Origin of the sequence: Streptomyces sp. NPDC102462, assembly GCF_044765425.1 — a bacterium.
Lineage (GTDB): Bacteria > Actinomycetota > Actinomycetes > Streptomycetales > Streptomycetaceae > Streptomyces.
This window is the reverse complement of the sequence record NZ_JBIWKB010000065.1, coordinates 28545-50772: the sequence shown is the minus strand read 5'-3', so window position 1 is coordinate 50772 and position 22228 is coordinate 28545. Positions and strand designations below refer to the sequence as shown.

The 22228-nt window shown below is 72.2% G+C and carries 17 protein-coding genes; 6 read left to right on the top strand and 11 right to left on the bottom strand.

Features of this window, described 5'->3' with window-relative positions:
* Positions 1–295: 295 nt before the first annotated feature.
* The 4 genes from ACIRFL_RS36610 to ACIRFL_RS36595 all read right to left on the bottom strand — a co-directional run bounded on the left by ACIRFL_RS36610 (position 296) and on the right by ACIRFL_RS36595 (position 3441).
* A complete protein-coding gene (locus ACIRFL_RS36610) occupies positions 296–706 on the bottom strand; it encodes a Fur family transcriptional regulator (protein WP_404037709.1) in 411 nt (136 codons plus the stop codon).
* A gap of 61 nt (positions 707–767) precedes the next feature.
* Positions 768–1670, bottom strand: coding sequence for a metal ABC transporter permease (locus ACIRFL_RS36605; RefSeq protein WP_404037706.1), 903 nt, complete (start codon positions 1668–1670; stop codon positions 768–770).
* The gene (locus ACIRFL_RS36600; protein WP_404037703.1) at positions 1670–2455 is read right to left on the bottom strand and encodes a metal ABC transporter ATP-binding protein; all 786 of its coding nucleotides are present in this window, start codon (positions 2453–2455) and stop codon (positions 1670–1672) included. Before ACIRFL_RS36600 ends, ACIRFL_RS36605 begins: the two co-directional genes overlap by 1 nt.
* Before the next feature lie 26 nt (positions 2456–2481).
* Positions 2482–3441 (bottom strand): metal ABC transporter solute-binding protein, Zn/Mn family, encoded by a 960-nt coding sequence (locus ACIRFL_RS36595; RefSeq protein WP_404037701.1) that lies wholly within the window; start codon positions 3439–3441, stop codon positions 2482–2484.
* Positions 3442–3601: 160 nt separating this feature from the next.
* Here ACIRFL_RS36595 and ACIRFL_RS36590 point away from each other — a divergent pair, with 160 nt between their 5' ends.
* Positions 3602–4984, top strand: coding sequence for a glycine--tRNA ligase (locus ACIRFL_RS36590; RefSeq protein ID WP_404037698.1), 1383 nt, complete (start codon positions 3602–3604; stop codon positions 4982–4984).
* A 602-nt stretch (positions 4985–5586) separates the two neighbouring features.
* On the opposite strand, the gene ACIRFL_RS36585 is transcribed toward ACIRFL_RS36590, so the two are convergent.
* On the bottom strand, positions 5587–6648 hold the full coding sequence (locus ACIRFL_RS36585) for a chitinase (RefSeq protein ID WP_404037695.1): 1062 nt from the start codon (positions 6646–6648) through the stop codon (positions 5587–5589).
* Between the two features lie 170 nt (positions 6649–6818).
* Between ACIRFL_RS36585 and ACIRFL_RS36580 the strand changes: the two genes are divergently transcribed.
* On the top strand, positions 6819–7829 hold the full coding sequence (locus tag ACIRFL_RS36580) for an aldo/keto reductase (RefSeq protein ID WP_404037692.1): 1011 nt from the start codon (positions 6819–6821) through the stop codon (positions 7827–7829).
* Positions 7830–7855: 26 nt separating this feature from the next.
* Positions 7856–8452: a TetR family transcriptional regulator gene (locus ACIRFL_RS36575; protein WP_404037689.1), complete on the top strand. Its 597-nt coding sequence runs from the start codon at positions 7856–7858 to the stop codon at positions 8450–8452.
* A 44-nt stretch (positions 8453–8496) separates the two neighbouring features.
* Here ACIRFL_RS36575 and ACIRFL_RS36570 read toward each other — a convergent pair whose 3' ends face one another.
* Together ACIRFL_RS36570 and ACIRFL_RS36565 are read right to left on the bottom strand one after the other, a co-directional pair.
* Positions 8497–8715, bottom strand: coding sequence for a hypothetical protein (locus ACIRFL_RS36570; RefSeq protein ID WP_404037686.1), 219 nt, complete (start codon positions 8713–8715; stop codon positions 8497–8499).
* 130 nt (positions 8716–8845) lie between these two features.
* Positions 8846–10273, bottom strand: a complete 1428-nt coding sequence (locus tag ACIRFL_RS36565; RefSeq protein WP_404037683.1) for an MFS transporter — start codon at positions 10271–10273, stop codon at positions 8846–8848.
* Between the two features lie 101 nt (positions 10274–10374).
* Between ACIRFL_RS36565 and ACIRFL_RS36560 the strand changes: the two genes are divergently transcribed.
* The gene (locus ACIRFL_RS36560; protein ID WP_404037681.1) at positions 10375–11259 is read left to right on the top strand and encodes a helix-turn-helix transcriptional regulator; all 885 of its coding nucleotides are present in this window, start codon (positions 10375–10377) and stop codon (positions 11257–11259) included.
* 528 nt (positions 11260–11787) lie between these two features.
* Here ACIRFL_RS36560 and ACIRFL_RS36555 read toward each other — a convergent pair.
* A complete protein-coding gene (locus ACIRFL_RS36555; RefSeq protein ID WP_404037678.1) occupies positions 11788–13266 on the bottom strand; it encodes an MFS transporter in 1479 nt (492 codons plus the stop codon).
* Between the two features lie 127 nt (positions 13267–13393).
* Here ACIRFL_RS36555 and dusB point away from each other — a divergent pair, with 127 nt between their 5' ends.
* The gene (dusB, locus tag ACIRFL_RS36550; protein WP_404037675.1) at positions 13394–14575 is read left to right on the top strand and encodes a tRNA dihydrouridine synthase DusB; all 1182 of its coding nucleotides are present in this window, start codon (positions 13394–13396) and stop codon (positions 14573–14575) included.
* Between the two features lie 56 nt (positions 14576–14631).
* Here the strand turns inward: dusB and ACIRFL_RS36545 are convergent, their stop codons facing one another.
* From ACIRFL_RS36545 to ACIRFL_RS36535, 3 genes are all read right to left on the bottom strand, one after another.
* Positions 14632–16275, bottom strand: a complete 1644-nt coding sequence (locus ACIRFL_RS36545) for a CDP-alcohol phosphatidyltransferase (protein WP_404037672.1) — start codon at positions 16273–16275, stop codon at positions 14632–14634.
* A gap of 1123 nt (positions 16276–17398) precedes the next feature.
* The gene (locus ACIRFL_RS36540; RefSeq protein WP_404037669.1) at positions 17399–19336 is read right to left on the bottom strand and encodes a glycogen debranching N-terminal domain-containing protein; all 1938 of its coding nucleotides are present in this window, start codon (positions 19334–19336) and stop codon (positions 17399–17401) included.
* A complete protein-coding gene (locus ACIRFL_RS36535; RefSeq protein ID WP_404037666.1) occupies positions 19333–20811 on the bottom strand; it encodes an MGH1-like glycoside hydrolase domain-containing protein in 1479 nt (492 codons plus the stop codon). The genes ACIRFL_RS36540 and ACIRFL_RS36535 overlap by 4 nt, the downstream gene beginning before the upstream one ends.
* A gap of 120 nt (positions 20812–20931) precedes the next feature.
* On the opposite strand from ACIRFL_RS36535, the gene ACIRFL_RS36530 reads away from it, so the two are divergent.
* The gene (locus ACIRFL_RS36530; RefSeq protein WP_404037663.1) at positions 20932–22128 is read left to right on the top strand and encodes an ROK family protein; all 1197 of its coding nucleotides are present in this window, start codon (positions 20932–20934) and stop codon (positions 22126–22128) included.
* Positions 22129–22228: the final 100 nt, after the last annotated feature.

Below are 22228 nucleotides of genomic sequence, written 5' to 3'. Positions count from 1 at the left end.
CTCCACGGACGCACCGGATCTACCTCACCCGCCCCGGCATCACGCCTGACCAGCGCAAACCCAGCCACCACATTCGGTTTCGAGAAGCCCTCTCAAACCCGCACCCCCACGTCGCCCAGCCGCGCCAAACCCACCTCACCAACCCAGCGCGGCCGAGCGCACCCCCCTAGGGGCGCGGGGAACTGCGCGAGCAACCACAACCAACCCGCACCCGGCATCAAACCCGCACCCCCACGTCGCCCAGCCGCGCCAAACCCACCTCACCAACCCAGCGCGGCCGAGCGCAACCACCCGCTCAACCAGCGGCGCACTCCGCACAGGTCCCAAAAACCTCCACCGTATGCGCCACATTCACAAACCCGTGCTCCGCAGCGATCCCCTCCGCCCACTTCTCCACCGCGGGCCCTTCCACCTCGACCGCCTTGCCGCAGGCACGGCACACGAGGTGGTGATGGTGTTCGCCGCTGGAGCAGCGCCGGTAGACCGACTCGCCGTCGGAGGTGCGCAGGACATCGACCTCACCGGCGTCGGCGAGGGACTGGAGGGTGCGGTAGACCGTGGTCAGGCCGACCGAGTCGCCCTTGTGCTTCAGCATGTCGTGGAGTTCCTGCGCGCTGCGGAACTCGTCGACGTCGTTCAGGGCCGCCGCGACGGCGGCCCGCTGACGGGTCGCGCGGCCCTTCACGGGCGGTCCAGCGGTCGTCACGGGTTGCCTCCTCACAGTTCTGCGTCTGCCGGGCCATTGTGCCAGTTAGGCCCGCGCCCGGTCAGACGCCGACTTCGTCGCCGGCCCCCCGGGTGACCGGAATCGAGCACTCCACGGGGTCCCCGGGCGGCTGCGCGGCGGCGAGCGCCCGGGCGCGGCGCCGGGCCAGCGGCGTGGCCAGCGCCGTCAGCAGCACGAACGCGGCGATCGTCAGCAGCACGATGGTCGCGCCCGGCGGCACGTCCTGGTAGTACGACGTGATCGTGCCGCCGATCGTCACGGTGACGCCGAGGGCGACGGCGATCGCGAAGGTGGCCGCGAAGCTCCGGCTGAGCTGCTGGGCGGCGGCCACCGGGACCACCATCAGCGCGCTCACCAGCAGCAGCCCGACCACGCGCATGGCGACGGTCACGGTCACCGCGGCGGTGATCGCCGTCACCAGGTTCAGCGCCCGCACCGGCAGCCCGGTGACCCGGGCGAACTCCTCGTCCTGGCTGACCGCGAACAGCTGGCGGCGCAGACCCAGGGTGACCAGGACCACGAACGCGGCCAGCACGCAGATCGCCGTGACGTCGGACTGCGACACGGTCGACAGCGAGCCGAACAGGTACGACGTCAGGTTCGCCGTGGAGCCGGTCGGTGCGAGGTTGATGAACATGACACCGCCGGCCATGCCGCCGTAGAAGAGCATGGCGAGGGCGATGTCGCCGCGGGTGCGGCCGTACCAGCGGATCAGCTCCATGAGGACCGCGCCGAGCACGGAGACGGCGGTGGCCATCCACACCGGCGAGGTGGACAGCAGGAAGCCGAGGCCGACGCCCGTCATCGCGACGTGGCCGATGCCGTCGCCCATCAGGGCCTGGCGGCGCTGGACGAGGTAGATGCCGATGGCGGGGGCGGTGATGCCGACCAGGACGGCGGCGAGCAGGGCCCGCTGCATGAAGGCGTAGTCGAGGAAGTCCATCAGCTCAGCAGTCCCGTGCGGATCGGATCGGCGCCCGCGGGTGCGTGCGGGTGCACATGGTCGTGGCCGGGCAGCGCGTGTTGGCCGACGGCCCGGGGCGGCGGGCCGTCGTGCAGGACGCAGCCGTCGCGCAGGACGACCGCCCGGTCGATCAGGGGCTCGAGCGGGCCGAGTTCGTGGAGCACCAGCAGGACCGTGGTGCCCTGGGCGACCTGGTCGCGGAGCGTTCGGGCGAGCACTTCCTGACTGGCCAGGTCGACGCCCGCCATCGGCTCGTCCATGATCAGCAGTTCGGGTTCGGCGACCAGGGCGCGGGCGATCAGGACCCGCTGGTGCTGGCCGCCGGAGAGGGCGTTGACCGAGTCCTTCGCCCGGTCGGCCATGCCGACCAGGTCCAGGGCGTGGCGCACGGCCGCGCGGTCGGCCCGGCCGAACAGCCCGAACCGGGTGCGGGAGAGCCGCCCGGAGGCGACGATCTCGGTGACCGTCGCGGGCACCCCGCCGGCCGCGGTGGTCCGCTGCGGTACGTAGCCCACGCGCCGCCAGTCCCGGAACCGCTCCCGGTCCGTGCCGAACAGTTCGATCCGCCCGGCGGCCGGCGGTACCTGCCCGATGACGGCGCGGATCGCGGTCGACTTGCCCGACCCGTTCGCGCCGAGCAGCGCGACGACCTCACCGCGGTGCACGGTGAGGTCGATGCCGCGCAGGACGGGGCGCGAGCCCAGCTCGGCGTGGACGCCGCGCATCGATATGACGGGCTCGTCCTTGACGTCGTCGACGCCCATGCCGTCCTCCGTAACGATCGGAACGATCACTTGCTGCCCAAGGCGCTCTGCAGCGCCTTGAGGTTCGCCTCCTGGACCGAGAAGTAGTCGTTGCCCCGGGACTGGTCCGTGATGCCCTCGATCGGGTCGAGGACGTCGGTCTTCAGCTGTGCGTCCCGGGCGATGGTCTTCGCGGTCTTGTCGCTGACGAGCGTCTCGTAGAACACGGTGGTGACGCCGTCGGCCTCGGCCATCTTCTCAAGGTCCTTGACCCGGGCGGCGCTGGGCTCCGACTCGGGGTCGAGGCCGTTGATGGCCTCCTCGGTCAGGCCGTAGCGCTCGGCGAGGTAGCCGAAGGCGGCGTGCGTGGTGATGAAGACCTTGGTCCTGGTGTTCGCCAGGCCGTCCTTGAACTGCTTGTCGAGGCCGTCGAGCTTCTTGACCAGGGCCGCGGTGTTCTTCTTGTAGTCGGCCGCGTGGTCCGGGTCGGCCTTCTCGAATGCCGTGCCGACGCCCTGGGCGACCTCGGCGTAGCGCACCGGGTCGAGCCAGATGTGCGGGTCCTTGCCGCCGGACTCCTCGCCCTCGTGGGTGTCGTGCTCGGCCGCGTGCCCGCCGACCTCGTTGCCGTGCTCCTCCAGGGTGGTCAGGGAGGCGGCGTCGATCTTCGTCTTGATCTCGGACTGGGCGACGGCGTCGTCCACGGAGGGCTGGAGGTTCTTGAGGTAGAGCACCGCGTCGGACTCCTGGAGCTGCGCGGTCTGCTTGGCGCTGATCTCCAGGTCGTGCGGTTCCTGGCCGGGCTGGGTGAGACTGGTGACGTGGACGTGGTCGCCGCCGATCTGCTCGGCGAGGAAGGCCATGGGGTAGAACGACGCGACGACGTCGAACTTGCCGGTGCCACCCGCCGCTGCGCTGTCGTCGGAGCAGGCGGAGAGGGTGGCGATGCCGAGGGCGGTGGCCGCGGTCGCCGCGGCGGCGGGTATCAGTCGTCGTCGTACGTTCATGACAGTCATTTTCACCAAATATGGAAACGGTTGTCAACAAGCTTCCCTGCGGTCCTGAGGGGCCCACCGATTTGGTCGAGGGGGAGCCTGCGCCGGTAACCTGAGGCATTCGCTGGAAGCATCTCGCTTCGTCGCCCGTCGTCGTAATGAAGAGAGCACCGTGGCCGCCGACAAGATCGACACCATCGTCAGCCTGAGCAAGCGCCGTGGCTTCGTATTCCCCTGCAGTGAGATCTACGGCGGCCAGCGTGCCGCCTGGGACTACGGGCCCCTGGGTGTCGAGCTCAAGGAGAACATCAAGCGCCAGTGGTGGCGCTACATGGTGACGTCGCGCGAGGACGTGGTCGGTCTCGACTCGTCCGTCATCCTGGCCCCCGAGGTCTGGGTGGCCTCCGGTCACGTCGCGACCTTCACGGACCCGCTGACCGAGTGCACCGCCTGCCACAAGCGGTTCCGCGCGGATCATCTGGAGGAGGCGTACGAGGCCAAGCACGGCCGCATGCCGGCGAACGGCCTCGCGGACGTCAACTGCCCCAACTGCGGCAACAAGGGCCAGTTCACCGAGCCCAAGCAGTTCTCGGGCCTGCTGTCCACCCACCTCGGTCCGACCCAGGACTCCGGCTCGGTCGCCTACCTGCGCCCGGAGACCGCGCAGGGCATCTTCACCAACTTCGCCCAGGTGCAGACCACCTCGCGCCGCAAGCCGCCGTTCGGCATCGCCCAGATGGGCAAGTCGTTCCGCAACGAGATCACGCCGGGCAACTTCATCTTCCGCACCCGCGAGTTCGAGCAGATGGAGATGGAGTTCTTCGTCAAGCCGGGCGAGGACGAGAAGTGGCAGGAGTACTGGATGGAGCAGCGCTGGAACTGGTACACGGGCCTCGGCCTGCGTGAGGAGAACATGCGCTGGTACGAGCACCCGAAGGAGAAGCTCTCCCACTACTCCAAGCGCACGGCGGACATCGAGTACCGCTTCAACTTCGGCGGCAACGAGTGGGGCGAGCTGGAGGGCGTCGCCAACCGCACCGACTACGACCTCGGCGCCCACTCCAAGGCGTCCGGCCAGGACCTGTCCTACTTCGACCAGGAGGCCGGCGAGCGCTGGACGCCGTACGTCATCGAGCCGGCGGCCGGTGTCGGGCGCGCGATGCTCGCCTTCCTGCTCGACGCGTACGTCGAGGACGAGGCGCCCAACGCCAAGGGCAAGATGGAGAAGCGCACGGTGCTGCGGCTCGACCACCGGATCGCCCCGGTGAAGGTCGCCGTGCTCCCGCTGTCCCGCAACCCGGAGCTGTCCCCGAAGGCCAAGGGCCTCGCCCAGGCGCTGCGCCAGCACTGGAACATCGAGTTCGACGACGCGGGCGCCATCGGCCGCCGCTACCGGCGCCAGGACGAGATCGGCACGCCGTACTGCGTGACCGTCGACTTCGACACCCTTGAGGACAACGCCGTCACGGTGCGTGAGCGGGACTCGATGAAGCAGGAGCGCGTGTCGCTGGACCAGATCGAGGGTTACCTGTCCAGTCGGCTGCTGGGCAGCTAGCCCCTGCGGTTGGCTGCCGCCCCGTTTGGCCCCGGGGGCCGGCACCCCCTGGGGGCTGCCGCCCCCGGCCCCCCGCATCGGCCCGTACGGCCGCCGTCCTCAAACGCCGGACGGGCTGAGAATGCCCGCCCGGCGTTTGGTGCGGAGGGCTCTGCCGGGTGTGCCGCGCCGTGTCGTCAGTCGTCTGCGGCGCCGTCGTGGCTGGTCGCGCCCGCGCGGCGGAGCCGCATATCGATACAGCCCCGCGCCCCTTCGGGGCGCTGTCGTCGGAGCCGCCCAGTCTGCGCCCGCGCGGCGGAGCCGCATATCGATGCAGCCCCGTGCCCCTTCGGGGCGCTGTCGTCGGAGCCGCCCAGTCTGCGCCCGCGCGGCGGAGCCGCATATCGATGCAGCCCCGTGCCCCTTTGGGGCGCTGTTGCCGGGCGGGCTGAGAGTGCCCGTCCGGCGTTTGGTGTTGAGGGCTCTGCGGATGTGCCGCGCTGTGCCGTCAGTCGTCTGCGGCGCCGTTGTGGCTGGTCGCGCAGTTCCCCGCGCCCCTTTGGGGGCGCGCTGTCACCGGACCTGCTTAGTCCGCACCCGCACTGTCAGTTCGGTGGGCACAGTCAGCGGGACTGGAGGGTCTTTGTGTTGTCGCCGAAGGTCCAGTTTTTTGCGCCGTCCCAGTTGATCGACCAGGTCATCAGGCCCTTGAGCGAGGAGCCGTAGTGCTGCCACGCCTGGGAGACCAGCGACGGTGACATATAGCCGCCGCCCGCCCCGGACTGCGCGGGCAGGCCCGGCACCTGCTTGTCGTAGGGCACCTTGATCGTCGTGCCCTGCACCACCAGGCCCCGGTTGAGGCAGTCGGTCTGTGCGGTGAAGCCCGCCACCGTGCCCGCCGCGTACGAGTCCCCGGAGCAGCCGTACATGCTGCCGTTGTAGTACTGCATGTTGAGCCACCACAGGCGCCCGTTGTCCGCGTACTTCTTGATGACGGGCAGATAGGCGCCCCAGATCGAGCCGTAGGTGACGCTGCCGCCGGTGACGTAGGCGGTCTCCGGGGCCATGGTCAGGCCGAAGTTCGAGGGCATCCGGGCCAGGATCCCGTCGATGATGCGGATCAGGTTGGCCTGGGACGTGGAGAGCCGGCCGATGGAGCCGCTGCCGACCAGACCCGTCTCGATGTCGATGTCGATGCCGTCGAAATTGTAGGTCTTCAGGATCGGCACGATCGTCTCGACGAACCGGTCGGCCACCGCGGTCGAGCTGAGGTCGATGCCCGCGGTCGCGCCGCCGATGGAGAGCAGGATCGTCTGGCCGGCCGCCTTGGCCGCGCACATCTCCGCCGGCGTGGCCACCTTCACGCCGGCGTCCATGCCGTCCTCCCACAGCGCGGTGCCGTCGGAGCGGATGACCGGGAAGGCCGCGTTGATCACGTTGTAGCCGTGGGCCGGGATGCGGGAGTCGGTGATGGGGGTCCAGCCGAAGGGCGGGTGCACGCCGTTGGCGGAGCCGTCCCAGTTCTCCCAGTAGCCCTGGAGGACCTTCCCGGCCGGACGGGACTTGACGGCGCAGGTGTCGGCCGCGGACGCGGTGGGGGCGGCGGCGACCGAGAGCGGGACGAGGACGGCCGCGGTGAGCGCGGCGGCGAGCAGCCGGAGTCGGCGGCGGACACGGCGGGTCATGCGAGGCCTCCCGGTGGGGGGTGCGGTGAGGTGTCGTAGGCATGACAGTGCTCGTGGTCCAGACCTCTCGTCAATAGGTCTGGACCAAAATCGGTGGCCGACGGGCAGGCTTGGACGAATGACAGCTGACAGATATTGAAATCTGTCAGCTGTCATGTCAGGGTGGGGGCATGACGACGCACACCCGAACCCTCGGAACCACCGGCCCCAAGACCTCGGCCCTCGGCCTCGGCTGCATGGGCATGTCCGCGATGTACGGCGAGGCGGACCGGGCCGAGTCCATCGCCACCGTCCACGCCGCCCTGGAGGCGGGCGTGACCCTGCTGGACACCGGCGACTTCTACGGCATGGGCCACAACGAGATGCTGGTCGGCGAGGCGCTGCGCACCGCGCCCCCGGCCCGCCGCGAACAGGCGCTGGTCAGCGTGAAGTTCGGCGCGCTGCGCGACCCGGCCGGCAACTGGAACGGACATGACGGCCGGCCCGCCGCCGTGAAGAACTTCGCCGCCTACTCGCTGCAGCGCCTCGGCGTCGACCACATCGACGTCTACCGCATCGCGCGCCTCGACCCGGACGTACCGATCGAGGAGACCGTCGGCGCCATCGCCGAACTGATCGAGAAGGGCTACGTCCGGCACATCGGCCTGAGCGAGGTCGGCCCCGAGACCATCCGCCGGGCCGCGGCCACCGCCCCGATCTCCGACCTCCAGATCGAGTACGCGATCATCACCCGTGACATCGAGCGGGAGATCCTGCCGACCACCCGCGAACTGGGCATCGGCATCACGGCGTACGGCGTGCTCGCCCGGGGCCTGATCTCCGGCCACTTCACCCCGGAACGGCAGCTCGGCGCGAACGACTTCCGCGCCCACTCGCCCCGCTTCCAGGGCGACAACCTGCGGCACAACCTCGACCTCGTCGAGGCGCTGCGGCAGATCGCCGAGCGCAAGGGCGTCAGCGTCGCGCAGATCGCCATCGCCTGGGTGCTCTCGCGCGGTGAGGACATCGTGCCGCTGGTCGGCGCCCGCACCCGGGAGCGGCTGACCGAGTCGCTGGGCGCCCTCGACGTGACGCTGGAGGCGGCCGACCTGGCGGCGATCGAGCAGGCCGTGCCGGCGGGCGCGGCGGCCGGCACCCGCTACCCGGCGGCGCAGATGGCACACCTCGGCACCGAGCAGTGAGCACCGGGCCGGGTACGGTCTAGGCCATGGCAGCGACCGGCGAGACCCTGACCAGCGAGCGCATCCTTGAGGCGACCGAGGAGGTGCTGCGCCGCCACGGCCCGGCGAAGGCCACCGTGGTGGACGTGGCACGCGCGCTCGGCGTCAGCCATGGCACCGTCTACCGGCACTTCCGCACCAAGGCCGCGCTGCGGGAGGCGGTCACCAAGCGCTGGCTGGACCGCACCTCGGAGCTGCTGGCCGGCATCGCCTCAGCGGACGGCGACCCGGCGGCACGGCTGCGTGACTGGCTCGCCGCGCTGTTCGCCGCCAAGCGCCGCAAGGCGGGCCTGGACCCGGAACTGTTCGCCACCTACACGGTGCTGACCGACGAGCACGGCGGTGCGGTCGCCGCGCACCTCGCCGACCTGACCGACCAGCTGACCCGCATAGTCCAGGACGGGGTCGCCTCCGGCTGCTTCACCGTGGCCGACCCCGCCACCGCCGCCCGCGCCGTCTTCCAGGCCACCGGCCGCTTCCACGATCCCGCCCATGCGCGGGAGTGGAAGCGGCCGGGCATCGAGGACGAGTTCACCGCGCTCGTCGACCTGCTGCTGCGCGGCCTCGGCTCACCTTCACGCTGACGCCGGCGGGCAGGACCTCTCCGGACACCCCGCACGGCGCACGGTCAGGGCGTGGGCGGGGAGTTCGCGGGGTCCACCGTCGCCTGGTGTGCCTCGGCCAGATGGTCGGCCGCCTTCAGCCAGGGCAGGAACTGCGCCCTTTGCCGCCAGCCGCAGGTGTCACACCTGATCGTGCGCTGCACTCCCGTGCGCTCCACCCTGACCACGTGTTCCCGGCCGTGCTGGTCCCAGCGGCTCACCTTGCTCGTATTGCTCTGCGGCATGACGTCTCCAGCGTCCGTCCACGGGGAGGGCTGTCCGGATCGTGCAGCAAGGAGTGTGCAGGAAGACCAACATCAACAGGGCGTCCTTCACGGCGAGTTGGCCAAGCCGTGTCCTGCGGGCCCGGCCCGCTCAGCCCATCGTCCGGGGCAGCCGCAGGCTGAGCAGCCCGGTCAGGACCACCCCGGCCAGCTGCGCCAGGAGCGTGATGACCAGGGCGTCCCGCATGCCCTGGTGCGGGACCAGCGACAGGAACAGGGTGCCCAGCGTGGCCACCCCCAGCGCCAGCGCCGACTGCTGGGTGGTGACCATCACTCCGCCGCCGACCCCCGCGCGGGCGGCCGGCACCTCGGACAGCACGAGCCGCATCACGACCGGGAGTTGCAGCGCCTGCCCGGCCCCGGCGATCGCGGCCCCGGGCAGCAGTTCCACGAAGCCCAGGTGCGGCCAGTCCCGCCAGGCGGTCAGCGCGAGCAGCGCCACCCCGACCCCCTGCACCAGCGCGCCCGCGGTGACCACCCGGCTGCCGTGCCGGGCCACCAGGCGCGGTCCGGCCAGGGACGCGAGGAAGAACGCCACGGCCATCGGGGCCAGCGCCAGCCCGGCCTGCACCGGACCGAGCCGCGCACCGCTCTGCAGGGCCACCGCGATCACGAACATGAAGCCGCTGAAGCCGATCGAGAACGGCACGAGCAGCACGAGGCCGCGGCGCAGCGAGGGCAGCGCGAGCAGACTCGGCGGCACCAGTGGCGTACGGCCCAGGCGGTCGGCCCGGCGTTCCACCGCGGCGAACGCCCAGGCCGCGCACGGGAACGCGGCCAGTGACAGCCAGGTCCACAGCGGCCAGCCCGCGGCCCGGCCCTCGGTGAGCGGGGCGAGCAGCGTCAGCAGGGACACCGCGAGCAGTACCGTGCCGGCTCCGTCGACGGGTTCGGGGTGCTGGGAGCGGGTCTCCGGGACGGTACGGGTGGCCAGCAGCAGGCCGACGAGTACGACCGGCACGTTGACCAGGAACACCGAGCGCCAGCCGGTGCCCGCGATGTCGGCGGCGACCAGCACCCCGCCGAGGATCTGGCCCGCCACCATGGACAGGCCGGCCGTGGCGCCGTACAGGCTCATGGCCTTCGCGCGGCGCGCGCCCGTGGTGGACGCCTGAATGGTGGCGAGCACCTGCGGGAGCATCGCGGCGGCCGAGGCGCCCTGCGCGACCCGCGCCGCGACCAGGCTCCAGGCGTCGGGCGCGAGCCCGCACGCCAGCGAGGTCAGGCCGAAGGCGGCCATGCCGCCGAGGAAGAGCCGCCGGCGGCCGAACAGGTCGCCGAGCCGCCCGCCGAGGACGAGCAGCACGGCGTAGGCGAGACCGTACCCGGCGACGACCAGTTCGAGGAGCGCCTCGCCCGCGGCGAGGTCCGTGCCGATGGTGGGCAGGGCCACGTTGACGATGAAGAAGTCGACGAGCGGCAGCGCCGCGGCCAGCAGGACGGTGAACAGCCCCAGGCTGCCGAGCGCCGGTGGCGCCGACGGGGACCGGACGATCGGGGTCGTGACGGTTTCGGTCATGATGTCGAGCCTGCGGCGCCGCTCAGGGTGGTACCAGAGTGTTCTTATCCTGGTAGCAGGACTACCTGGCAACAGGATCCGTACGACGGCAGGCTGGAGGCATGACGAGCATGGCCCAGGAGACGTACGCCCCGCCCGCCCAGGGCGCGGAGATCCGCCGGCACGAACTGGCCGCGTTCCTGCGCAGCCGCCGTGAGCGGATCACCCCGGAGCAGGTGGGGCTACCGCGCGGCGTGCGCCGCCGCACGCCCGGGCTGCGCCGCGAGGAGGTCGCCCAGCTCTCCGCGGTCGGCGTCACCTGGTACACCTGGCTGGAGCAGGCCCGGGACATCCAGGTCTCCGTCCAGGTCCTCGACGCGCTCGCCCGCACCCTGCTGCTCGACGCCGGTGAACGCGCCCATCTCTTCCAGCTCGCCGGTTCCGTCGACCCGACGCCCGCCGCGAGCTGCCCGAGCATCACCCCGGCGCTGCGCGAGATGCTGCGCGGGCTGGAGCCCGTCCCCGCCTACATCCAGAACAGCCGGTACGACATCCTCGCCTACAACCGCACCTACGCCCGCCTCATGGGCGATCTGGACGCGGTGCCGCCCGAGGACCGCAACTGCATACTCCTCGTCTACACCGACCCCGGCTGGCGCTCCACGATCGTCCACCTCGACGAGACCATGCGGCTGATGGCTGCCAAGCTGCGCGCCGCGATGGCCGGGCACCTGGGCGAGCCCGCCTGGAAGCTGCTGGTCAAACGGCTGATGACGGAGTCCGCGGAGTTCCGCGAGCACTGGGAGCGGTACGAGGTCGTCAGCAGCCGCAGCAAGACCAAACAGTTCCTCAACCCCCACGTCGGCCTGCTGACCCTGGACCACACAGACCTGTGGCTGGCCCCCCAGTCGGGCCCCCGCATGGTCACCTACACCCCCAAGGACACCCAAACCCGAACCCGCCTACAACACCTCTACGAGATGCCCACCCCCCAACCCCTCACCTGAACCCCAAGGCCGTACCGACATCCAACCCAGGTGCCCCCGCAGGGGGCACGGGGAACGGCGCGCTCAACCACGACAGCGCATCAGCCGAGGGCCGTCAGGTGCCCCGCAGGGGGCGCGGGGAACGGCGCGAGGAACCACGACGGCGCGTCAGTCGAGGGCCGGCAGGTGCCCCCGCAGGGGGCGCGGGGAACGGCGCGCTCAACCACGACGGCGCGTCAGTCGAGGGCCGTCAGGTGCCCCCGCAGGGGGCGCGGGGAACTGCGCGAGGAACCACGACGGCGCGTCAGTCGAGGGCCGTCAGGTGCCCCCGCAGGGGGCGCGGGGAACTGCGCGACGAGCCACGACGGCGCCGCAGTCGAGGATCGGCAGTTGTCCCCCGCAGGGGGCGCGGGGAACTGCGCGAGGAACCACGACGGCGGGCCAGCCGAGGGCCGGCAGGTGCCCCCGCAGGGGGGCGCGACGAGCCACGACGGCGCGTAAGCCGACGGACGGTTGATTTGCCGAACCGCTGGTTCCAAGAACGGCCGGTCAACCCCGCCGCCCCGGCAGCCGCCCCGCACCCTCAGAACCCCCGCCCACCAAGCGGAGCGCCCCCGTCGAGGCCAGCCGCGAGGCGGCCCGCTCGGCGGTACCCCGAGCCCACCGCCCACTGGTCACCACGCCAAGGCCAAGCACGGCGCCCCCGCACGCGGTGAGGATCCACCACCCCGGCCGCGCCGCATCGACGAAGGCCGGTGCGAACGCGGCCGTGCCGACGCCGGCCGCGAGCACGGACCCGATCACGGCGACCCCGAGCGTCTGCCCGAGCTGCCGGCTGGTGGAGGCGACGGCCGCGGCGACCCCGGCCTGGGCCCGCGGCATGCCCGAGACCGCGGTGTTGGTGATCGGCGCGTTCACGAAGCCGAACCCGATGCCGAACAGGACGTATCCGGCGAGCCGGCTGAGGTCGGAGGTCTCCGCGTGGAACGCGGCGAACAGCACGCTGCCCGCGGTCATCGCGACGCCAGCGATCACCAGCGGCACCCGCGGCCCCCGGCTGCCGACGAGCCGCCCGGACAGCGGCGCGCACAGGAACGTGGGCACCGCCATGGGCAGCATCCACAGGCCGGCGTGCAGCGCGTCGAGGCCGCGCACGCTCTGCAGGTACAGGGTGGACAGGAACAGGAACCCGCCCAGCGCGGCGAACGCGCTGACCGCGATGACCGTGGCACCGCTGAACGGTGCGGAACGGAAGAACCGCAGATCGATGAGGGGTTCCGGGCGTCGTGGCTCGTACCGAAGCAGGCCCAGCAGGGCGATCACGGCGATGGCGGCGAAGGGCAGCACCGTGCCGGCGCCGGAGTGGGGCGCCTCGATGATGGCGTAGGTCAGCGCGCCGAACAGGGCGATCACCAGCACCTGGCCGACCGGGTCGGGGCGGCGGGGGTGGGGGGCGCGGGACTCGGGGATGTAGCGCAGGGTGAGCAGCAGGGCGGCGAGGCCGATCGGGATGTTGATCCAGAAGATCGCGCGCCAGTCGACGGCCTCCACCAGCAGGCCGCCGACGAGGGGTCCCGCGGCCATGGATATGCCGACCACGGCGCCCCAGGCGCCGATGGCGCGGGCGCGTTCACGCGGGTCGGTGAAGGTGTTGGTGATGATCGACATGGCGACCGGGTTGAGCATCGAACCGCCGACCGCCTGGACCATGCGGAAGGCGACCAGAGATTCCAGGTTCGGTGCGAGGGAGCACAGCAGTGAGCCGATGGTGAACACCACGAGGCCCGCCATGAAGACCCGTTTGCGGCCGATCCGGTCGGCGGTGGAGCCGGCCAGCATCAGCAGCGAGGCCAGCACCAGCGTGTACGCGTCGATGGTCCACTGGAGGCCGGAGGTGGTGGTGTGCAGTTCGCGCTGCATCGAGGGGAGGGCGACGTTCAGGACCGTGTTGTCCAGGCTCACGATCAGCAGGCTCATACAGCAGATCGCCAGGACCAGCGAACGTCGGCGGGGACTGAGCTGATGCATGGCGCCCATCGTACGCTCGTATCGATAGTGCGTCTAACTAATGACTAGTACAGGGGTGGTCATGGTCATGGTCCCGGTTGTCCACAGGCGCGGACGAGCACCCGCCGGAATACGGGACAATGGGGCCATGCCCACGCCGTCGACCACCCCCGTGTCCCCCCTGCGGATCGGCCCGCACACGGTGCAGCCGCCCGTCGTGCTCGCCCCCATGGCCGGGATCACCAACGCGCCCTTCCGCACGCTGTGCCGGTCCTTCGCCGAAGGCGGCTCGACGGCGGGAGCGGGCGGCCTCAAGGGGCTGTTCGTCAGCGAGATGATCACGACCCGGGCGCTGGTCGAACGCAACGAGAAGACCATGCAGCTGGTCCACTTCGACGCGACGGAGAAGCCGCGCTCCATCCAGTTGTACGGCGTCGACCCGGCCACCGTCGGCAAGGCCGTCCGCATGATCGCGGAGGAGGACCTGGCCGACCACATCGACCTGAACTTCGGCTGCCCGGTGCCCAAGGTGACGCGCAAGGGCGGCGGCTCGGCCCTGCCGTACAAGCGCAACCTGCTGCGGGCCATCCTGCGCGAGGCGGTCGCCGGCGCGGGCGACCTGCCGGTGACCATGAAGATGCGCAAGGGCATCGACGACGACCACCTCACCTACCTCGACGCCGGACGGATCGCGGTCGAGGAGGGCGTCACCGCCATCGCGCTGCACGGCCGCACCGCCGCCCAGCACTACGGCGGCACGGCGGACTGGGCGGCCATCGCCCGGCTCAAGGAACATGTGCCGGAGATCCCGGTGCTCGGCAACGGCGACATCTGGTCGGCCGAGGACGCGCTGCGGATGGTGCGCGAGACCGGCTGCGACGGGGTGGTCGTGGGGCGCGGCTGTCTCGGCCGGCCGTGGCTGTTCGCGGACCTGGTCGCGGCCTTCGAGGGGCGTACGCAGGACATCATGCGGCCGACCCTGCGTGAGGTCGCCGACGTCATGGTCCGGCATGCGCGCCTGCTCGGCGAGTGGATCGGCGACGAGGCGCGGGGCGTGATCGACTTCCGTAAGCATGTCGCCTGGTACCTCAAGGGTTTCGCGGTCGGCTCGGAGATGCGCAAACGTCTGGCGATCACCTCGTCCCTCGCCGAACTCCGTTCCGGCCTGGACGAGTTGGACCTCGACCAGCCCTGGCCCGCCGGCGCCGACGGTCCCCGTGGCCGTACCTCGGGCAACAACCGGGTGGTCCTGCCGGACGGCTGGCTGACGGACCCGTACGACTGCACGGGCGTCACCAACGAAGCCGAACTGGACACCTCAGGCGGCTGACCCCCTCTCGACACCCCCACCCACCCGTCCGACACGGCGTCCTTTGCTTGGGAGGGTCAGTTGTTCTTTGGGTGGGGGGTTGAGCCGTAGGCCGTCAGGAAGCGGTCGCGGAAGGCGCTCATCTTCCAGACCGGGGCGTCGTGCGCCGGGCGCAGTCCGTCGCTCCAGCCCCAACTCGCGATCCTGTCGAGGACCTTGGGGTCCTTGGCGACGACGGAGATCGGCACGTCACGGCTGGCGTGGTTGCCGCTGACCCGGGCGATGGGCTGGTGGTCGCCGAGGAAGACCAGCACCGTGTCGTCGGTGCCGTAGCGCTCCAGCCACTGGGTCAGGGCGGTCACCGAGTACTGGATCGACTTGCCGTACTCCGCACGGGACCTCGTGGTGTCCGCGATGACGTCCGCCGGCCTGCTGCCCGCCGCCTCGATGTCCCGGAACACCGAGCCGTCCCCGATCCGGTCCCAGTCGACCAGCTTCGGCACCGGCGCCCAGGGCTGGTGGCTGGAGGTCAGGATGATCTCCGACATCAGCGGCTTGTCGCGGTGCCTGCCGTGCACCCGCTGCTGGAACTGTTCAAGCGCGTACTGGTCGGGCATCGTCGACCAGCTGAACTTCGGCCCCTGGTAGCCGAGTTGGAAGGCGTTGTAGACCTTGTCCAGGCCGTAGTAGCGCTGTTCGGGCCAGCCCTTCTGCACGCCCGGCATGACGCCGACCGTGTCCCAGGCGCCGGTCTTCTGGAAGGCCCTGGTGAGACTGAGGTGGTCGCTGGCCATGACGGTGCGGTAGCGCTGCTGGCTGTTGATCCACAGACCCGACAGGGTGGTGGAGTGGCCGAGCCAGCTGCTGCCGCCGTACGTCGCCGAGGTCAGCCAGCCGCTCTTCGCGTGGAAGCCGGCCTTCGCCAGGGCCGTGGTGTTCTCGGTGAGGGACGTGTCCACGCCGGGCGCGATGACCGGGTCCTCGATCGCGCTGCGGCCGTAGCTCTCGACGAACGTGAAGATCACGTCCTTGCCGCGCAGATCGGTCAGCAACTGGTCGGGCGGTGTGTTCCCGAAGGCGTCCGAGCGGGCCACCTTCCGGAACTCCGCCTCGTCCCTGAGGGTGTCCGCCACCCGGCGGGCCTGGATCTGTACGGCCGTGGCGGTACGGTCCGACGCGATCGGCACGCCGGCGATCTGCAGGCCGAAGGCGGTGCAGGTGATCCAGGCGACGGCGGCGATCAGGGCGCCCCTGGTGGCCCGGCCGCCGTGCCGGGCCAGCAGGTTGGCCAGGCGGATCGTGGCCAGGGTGAGCAGCACGAACAGCAACAGGACCAGGACGACGACGCCGGCCGTGGCGGCGAGGGTGGCGGTGCGGCCGAGGGAGTCCTCCAGGTATGCCTGGGCGTCGGTGAGCAGGCTCCAGTCGAGGACGAGGTTGAAGCTGCGGCCGAGGTACTGGTTGAAGCCCATGTCGAGGAGGTTCAGCACGGTCAGCGCGGCGAGCGCGGCACCGGCGAGACCGGCGAGCGCCATGCGCGGCCTGCGCGGCAGCGTCAGGGCCAGGGCGGCGCCGATGACCGCCTCGCCCGGTATCCGCAGGAACTTCATGGGCCCGAGCCCGACGACGCTGTTCGGCAACACCAACGCCCCCACCACCAGCACCCCGCAGACCACGCTCACCCCAACAGACACCACCCGCCCCACGCCAGGGTGCTCCACCCGCCACCCCCGCCCCCACCGCGGAACGACGCTGCCCGCCCTACGGCGCCCAGTCTCGCCCCCACCCGTCGACCCACCCTCGGCTCCGCCCTGCCCGCCCCGGCCTCGGGCCTCGGGTCCTATTCCGGCAGGGGCCTCGGGCTCGGTGCTCGGCTCGTTTCCCTCTCCGTCCTGCCCGTCCCGGGCTCGTGCCTCGGACCGCCCTTCGGCAGGGGCCCCGGCTGCGTTCCCGCCCCGCGCGCCAGCCTCGACTTGAGGCCGGGCTGGGGTCTCGGTTCCGCCCCCGGCGCTTGCCCCGGCCCCGGCCCGGTCTTCCGCAGGGGGTTCGGGCCCGTCCCCGCCCCTCGACTCGCCCCCGGCTTCGGTTTCGGCCTGGCGCTCGGTTCGGGGGTCGGTCGTGTCCCCGGTGCCCGACTCGGACTCGGCTCCGTTCCGGCCGGCCCGGGGCTTGGTCGTTGGTTCTGTTCCGGCGCCGGGGTCGTTCTGGGGCCCGGCATCGGGGGCCGCCGTCCCCGTGTCCCCGGCCCCGGGTACGTCTTCCGGGGCTCCGGAGGTTGCCGGTGCGTGGGGTGTGCTTGTGTGCTGGGGCAACCCGGGGGTCCTTTCGCGCGCGGCCCGTGCTGGGCGGCGGGCCACGCTGGGGAGGCTGGGCTGGGCCGGGAGTTCCCGGCCCGCCTGGCCCGCCGCCATCCCGTACGGCCCCGCACCCGCTCCCGTTCACGCCCCCCGGCAAACACCAGGCAAACACCCCACCCACCCGTCGCCCACGCCCCGCCACCCCCTCGGCTGCGGCCTGCCAATCCGGCGGCTGCGCCCTGCCAACCCCGCGGCCACGCCTGCCAATCCGGCGGCTGTGCCCCGCCACCCCGTCGGCTATGGCCCACCAATCCGTCGGCTGCGCCCCGCCCCCGGGCAATGGCCTGCCAGCCCGTCGGCCACGTCCCGCGAATCCGGCGGCTAGGGCCCGCCGACCCATCGGCTGCGCCCGCCACCGCGCCGCTAAGCCCCGCCCCCCCGCCGCTAAGCCCCTCCCACCCGCCGCTAAGCCCCTCCCACCCGGCTAGCTAAGCCCGTTCACCCCTAACGCCCCGCCCACTCCCTCCGTTAAGCCCCCTCCACCCCGCTACGCCCCGCCCACCGCGGTGAGTAGGGCCAACGGGGCCGCCGCCGAGCGCGATTCCCGTACGCAGGCATGCGGATGGGGGACCGGTTCCGTGTGGCGGGTCCGGGCGTAGCCCGCGAGTACTTCCGGCAGCCGGTGTCCGGTCGCGGTGGCCGCGTCGACCAGGGCGTGGGCGACCGTGCGGGCCTCGTCGTGCAGGCCGTAGCGGGCCAGGCCCAGGGCGATCAGCGCGTTGTCGTGCGGCCAGACCGCCCCGCGGTGGTAGGACAGCGGATGGTAGGCGCCCTGGCCGGAGGCCAGCGTGCGGACGCCCCAGCCGGAGAAGAAGTCCGGTTCCAGGAGCCTGCGCCCCACCTGCTCGCCGTACTCCTTGTCCAGCAGCCCCGACCACAGCAGATGCCCGGCGTCCGAGGCCAGCGCGTCCACCGGCCGGCCCTCGCCGTCCAGCGCGAGGGCCGGGAAGGAGCGCTCCCGCATCCAGAAGTCCCGCTGGAAGCGGTCCCGCAGATCGGCCGCCGCCTGTTCGAGCAGCGCAGCGTACGTCTCGTCCCGCCACACCGTGCGCGCGACCCACGCCGTGCGGCGCAGCGCGTCGTACGCGTAGCCCTGGGCCCCCGCCGCCGTCACCGGCCCGCTCGGGCGGGTGCCGTCGGCCGAGCAGATGGCGCCGGGGGAGTCCTTCCAGTTCTGGTTGGCGAGCCCGCCCCGGTCGGCGCGGTAGACGAGGTAGCCGCGCGAGGTCAGCCCGCCGTGGTCCAGCATCCAGCCGATCGCCGCTCGCGCGTACGGCTCCAGACGGTGGGCCATGGCCGTGTCGCCGGTCCGTTCGACGTACGCCCCGAGCAGTACGAGGAACAGCGGTGTCGCGTCCACCGAGCCGTAGTAGCGGCCGTAGGGCACCTGGCCGAAGTGCGCCAGCTCGCCGTGCCGCACCTCGTGCACGATCTTGCCGGGCTGGGCCACCGCGGCCGGTGTGGTCCTCGTCGCCTGGGTGGCGGCCAGCGCGGGCAGCGTGGCGGCGGCCAGCCGGGGGCGGTAGGGGAGCGCGAACAGGGCGGTCAGCAGGGCATCCCGGCCGAGCAGGGTCAGGAACCAGGGCGCGCCCGCGGCCGGCACCCGCAGATCCTCGCCGTCCGGTCCGGTCGCCGGCACCTGAAGCGCGGCGAGGTCGGCGAGCCCCCGGGCGCAGGCCGCCGCCAGCTCGGGCCAGCCGGTCGGGAAGGCCACGCCCTCCACGAACTCGCCTTCCAGCGCCAGAAGTTGCTCGTTCACGGCGGCCGGGGAGCGCGGCACGCGCCGTGCGCGCTTCTCGCCGTGCGGGCGGGCCATCACGCGCAGCACCAGGTCCGCCGTGCCGTGCGGCGCCAGCTCCAGGGTCCACACCAGGCGGCGGGCGCCGGTGCCGGTCTCCTCGACGCCGTCCGGTGCCGGGTCCGCCGTGATGCTCGTACAGGACCGCCACTCGCCGCGCCGGTAGGTGAACTCCACGCCGTCGTCGAGCACATGCCGGGAGCGCACCGCGCCGGCCTTGTGGTACGTGCGGTGGTCGGGGCGCAGTTCGAACTGGTCGGTGAAGTCGGCGTCCGCGGTGATCGCCAGCCGTACCGTGGTCGGCACCGGGCGGTTGCTGGTGACCTGGAGCGATTCCACGAACGAGCCGTCGCCGACCGCCTGTTCCCGGAAGAGGGTGTGCGCGGGCGGCTCCTGCCGGCCGCCGCGCGGGACGAGCACACACCGCGCCCCGTCGCCGTCCGCGACCGGGCTGAGCGTTTCGGGCACCGCCCCGTCCAGGGTGAGCTGCCAGCGGCTGAGGTGCCGGGCGTCGCGGACGAACAACCCGTCCGGCAGCGTGCCGCCCCGGACGCCGCTGATGTCACCGCCGTCGCCCACGGCGGCGAACGTCGTGCCGTGCACGAGCAGGTGCTGCCGGTCCGTCATCCCCGGTCCCCTCCCTTGCCTCTCTTGTCTCTTTCGTCGTGTGTGTGCTGCTCGCCTTGCTCGTCTCTCCCGGCCGCCCTGCCGGCCTCGGCCGCCTCGTCTGCCTTGCGTGGCTCGCCGCCGCCGAGCAGATCGAGCGTGAGCGCGGCGGTCCAGCTGAAGCCGAGCGCGCCGCAGGGCTCCCCGGTGTACGGGTCGACGTACTCGGCGAACCCGGTCGCACCGGCCGTCTCCAGCAGCGCAGCCCGCAGCGCCTCGGCCCGCGCCCGCTCGCCGTGCGCCCGCAGCCCGCGCTCCAGCAGCCAGCCGGTGTTGAACCAGGCCGGGCCGCGCCAGTAGCGGTGCGGGTCGAAGGCCGCGCCGAGGAGGTCGTAGCTCGGCACGAGACGGGTGGCGGTGCCGAGCCCGAAGTGCGGGCCGGTGAGCGTGCGCACCAGGGGCGCGGCGACGTCCGGCGGCAGGCCGGGCAGCAGCAGCGGGATCAGCCCGGAGACGCTGCGCTCCGGGATCAGCCCCTCGCCGCGCACGTCCCGGCAGAAGAACATGCCGCGCGCCGGGTCCCACAGCCGTTCCACCAGGGCGGCCGTCAGACGTTCCGCGCGGGCGCGCCGCGCCGTGCCGGCCGCGCCCAGTTCCTGGGCGATCCGGGCCAGCGCATGCTCGGATGCCGCGAGCAGCGCGTTGAACGCCGGGTCCTCGACCGCGAACTCTCCCGGCCCGTCGGCGTAGGCGCGGTCGCGGTAGTCGGCCGCGAGCCGCACGTACCGCCCGTAGTCCAGGTCGGTCGGCCGGTCCTCGGGCGCGCCGTGCGCGAGGTCGGCGCGGCGGAACGAGCGGGCCGGGGCGGGCGTGATCCTGGCGAGCGGGGCGTCCCAGCAGGGACTGTTGTCCATGCCCTGCTCCCAGGGGTGTACGACGGACGCGAGGCCGCCGCCGCCCAGGTCCCGCCGGTGCAGCAGATAGCGGTGCCAGGCCGCGAGCCGCGGGTAGACCCGGGCGAGGAAGCCGCGGGCCCGGGACAGCCCGGGGTCGGCGCGGTGCACCAGCCAGGCCGCCAGCGCGTGTACCGGTGGCTGCACGATGCCGGAGGTCTGTACGGTGCGCGGGGCGCCCGCGGCGCGCCCCGCGGTCGAGGAGCGCCAGAAGTCGGGGCTCGGGAAGTAGGCGTCGAGCGGTACGGAGGGGTTGAAGACGATGTGCGGGACGCGCCCGTCCGCCCACTGGGCGGCCAGCAGCGTCTCCAGCTCCGTCTGGGCCCGTAACGGCGAGACGTGCCGCAGGCCGATCGCGATGAACGCCGAGTCCCAGGACCACTGGTGCGGATACAGGCGGGGCGAGGGCACCGTGGACATGCCGGTCCAGTTGCCCTCCAGCACCCGCACGGCTCTGACGTGCAGCGTCCCGGTCGGGGGCGGTGGATCGTATACGAGCTGGTGCTCCGTGCGGTGGGCGGTGAGCTGGGCAGTGCGATCCACTCGGGGCTCCCCGAAGACGTCCGGCCGGCCTGGTTCGGCTGTAGCCACCTTAGGGTTACGTCTACTTAACACGCAAAACTCACTATGTAATGCAGGCTTGATGAACACAAGGGGGTGCGCATGACGGGACGCAGCCAGGCCAGCGCCGGGGAACTGCTCGAACTGGTGCGCAGCGGGCGCGCGACCACGCGCGGCGCCCTCCAGCAGGCCACCGGGCTGTCCCGGGCCACCGTCGGCCAGCGCCTCGACCGGCTGTTCCGCGCGGGCTGGCTGCGCGAGGGGGTCGGCGGCCCGGTCGACTCGCCGCTCGGCGGGCGGCCCTCCATCACCCTGGAGTTCGACGACTCGCACGCGGTGGTCCTCGCCGCCGACCTGGACACCCGGCACGCCCGCGCCGCCGTCCTCTCGCTCACCGGCGACCTGCTCGCCGAGCGGACCGGCACCCTGGTCATCGAGGACGGACCCGAGTCCGTCCTGGGCGAGCTGGGCGGCTGGTTCGCCGACCTGCTGGCCGGGGCCGGGCACCGGGCGGCCGAGGTGTGCGGCATAGGGATCGCCGTGCCGGGCCCGGTGGACCGGGTCAGCGGCCGCGTGGTGCAGCCGCCGATCATGCCCGGCTGGGACGGCTACGACATCAGGGGCCGCCTCTCCCGCGCCTTCACCGAGCACACCGGCGCGCCGGCGGTGCCGGTGCTCGTGGACAACGACGCGAACCTCATGGCGTACGGCGAACAGCGCACCGGGCACCCGGACTGCTCGGCCTTCGTCCTCGTCAAGGTGTCCACCGGTATCGGCGCCGGGGTCGTGGTGGGCGGCTCGATCTACCGTGGCATCGACGGCGGCGCCGGGGACATCGGGCACATCCGGGTGGGCGCGGACGCGCTGTGCCGGTGCGGGTCGTACGGGTGCCTGGCGGCCGTCGCCAGCGGGGGTGCCGTGGCCCGGCGGCTGACCGAGGCCGGGGTGCCGGCGGCCTCCGGCTCCGACGTGCGGGGTCTGCTGGCCGCGGGGCATCCGGAGGCGACGGCGCTGGCCCGGGAGGCGGGGCGGCGGGTGGGGGACGTGCTGGCGACGGTCGTCACGCTGCTCAACCCGGGCGTGCTGATGATCGCCGGGGACCTGGCCGGGACGCCGTTCCTGACCGGTGTCCGTGAGCTGCTGTACCAGCGGGCGCTGCCGCGTTCCACCGCCCACCTGGAGGTGGTCACCTCGCGGCTGGGTGAGCGGGCGGGGCTGATCGGTGCGGGGGCGTTGGTCGTGGAGTACCTGTATGCACCGGATCGCGTGGAGGAACGGTTGCTGGCGCTCGGCGTCTGACGGTCGCTGCGCTGGCCCTCCGGGGACTTCTGCCGTCCTTTGGGTGCGGCGTCGTTGTGGTTGTTCGCGCAGTTCCCCGCGCCCCTTCGGTGGTTACTCT

Coding starts and splice junctions, on each gene's coding strand:
- ACIRFL_RS36565 (WP_404037683.1), bottom strand. CDS start 10,273: ATGACCGAAACCGTCACGACCCCGATCGTCCGGTCCCCGTCGGCGCCA.
- ACIRFL_RS36570 (WP_404037686.1), bottom strand. CDS start 8,715: ATGCCGCAGAGCAATACGAGCAAGGTGAGCCGCTGGGACCAGCACGGC.
- ACIRFL_RS36605 (WP_404037706.1), bottom strand. CDS start 1,670: ATGGACTTCCTCGACTACGCCTTCATGCAGCGGGCCCTGCTCGCCGCC.
- ACIRFL_RS36580 (WP_404037692.1), top strand. CDS start 6,819: ATGACGACGCACACCCGAACCCTCGGAACCACCGGCCCCAAGACCTCG.
- ACIRFL_RS36585 (WP_404037695.1), bottom strand. CDS start 6,648: ATGACCCGCCGTGTCCGCCGCCGACTCCGGCTGCTCGCCGCCGCGCTC.
- ACIRFL_RS36555 (WP_404037678.1), bottom strand. CDS start 13,266: ATGCATCAGCTCAGTCCCCGCCGACGTTCGCTGGTCCTGGCGATCTGC.
- dusB (WP_404037675.1), top strand. CDS start 13,394: ATGCCCACGCCGTCGACCACCCCCGTGTCCCCCCTGCGGATCGGCCCG.
- ACIRFL_RS36540 (WP_404037669.1), bottom strand. CDS start 19,336: ATGACGGACCGGCAGCACCTGCTCGTGCACGGCACGACGTTCGCCGCC.
- ACIRFL_RS36575 (WP_404037689.1), top strand. CDS start 7,856: ATGGCAGCGACCGGCGAGACCCTGACCAGCGAGCGCATCCTTGAGGCG.
- ACIRFL_RS36530 (WP_404037663.1), top strand. CDS start 20,932: ATGACGGGACGCAGCCAGGCCAGCGCCGGGGAACTGCTCGAACTGGTG.
- ACIRFL_RS36600 (WP_404037703.1), bottom strand. CDS start 2,455: ATGGGCGTCGACGACGTCAAGGACGAGCCCGTCATATCGATGCGCGGC.
- ACIRFL_RS36560 (WP_404037681.1), top strand. CDS start 10,375: ATGACGAGCATGGCCCAGGAGACGTACGCCCCGCCCGCCCAGGGCGCG.
- ACIRFL_RS36595 (WP_404037701.1), bottom strand. CDS start 3,441: ATGAACGTACGACGACGACTGATACCCGCCGCCGCGGCGACCGCGGCC.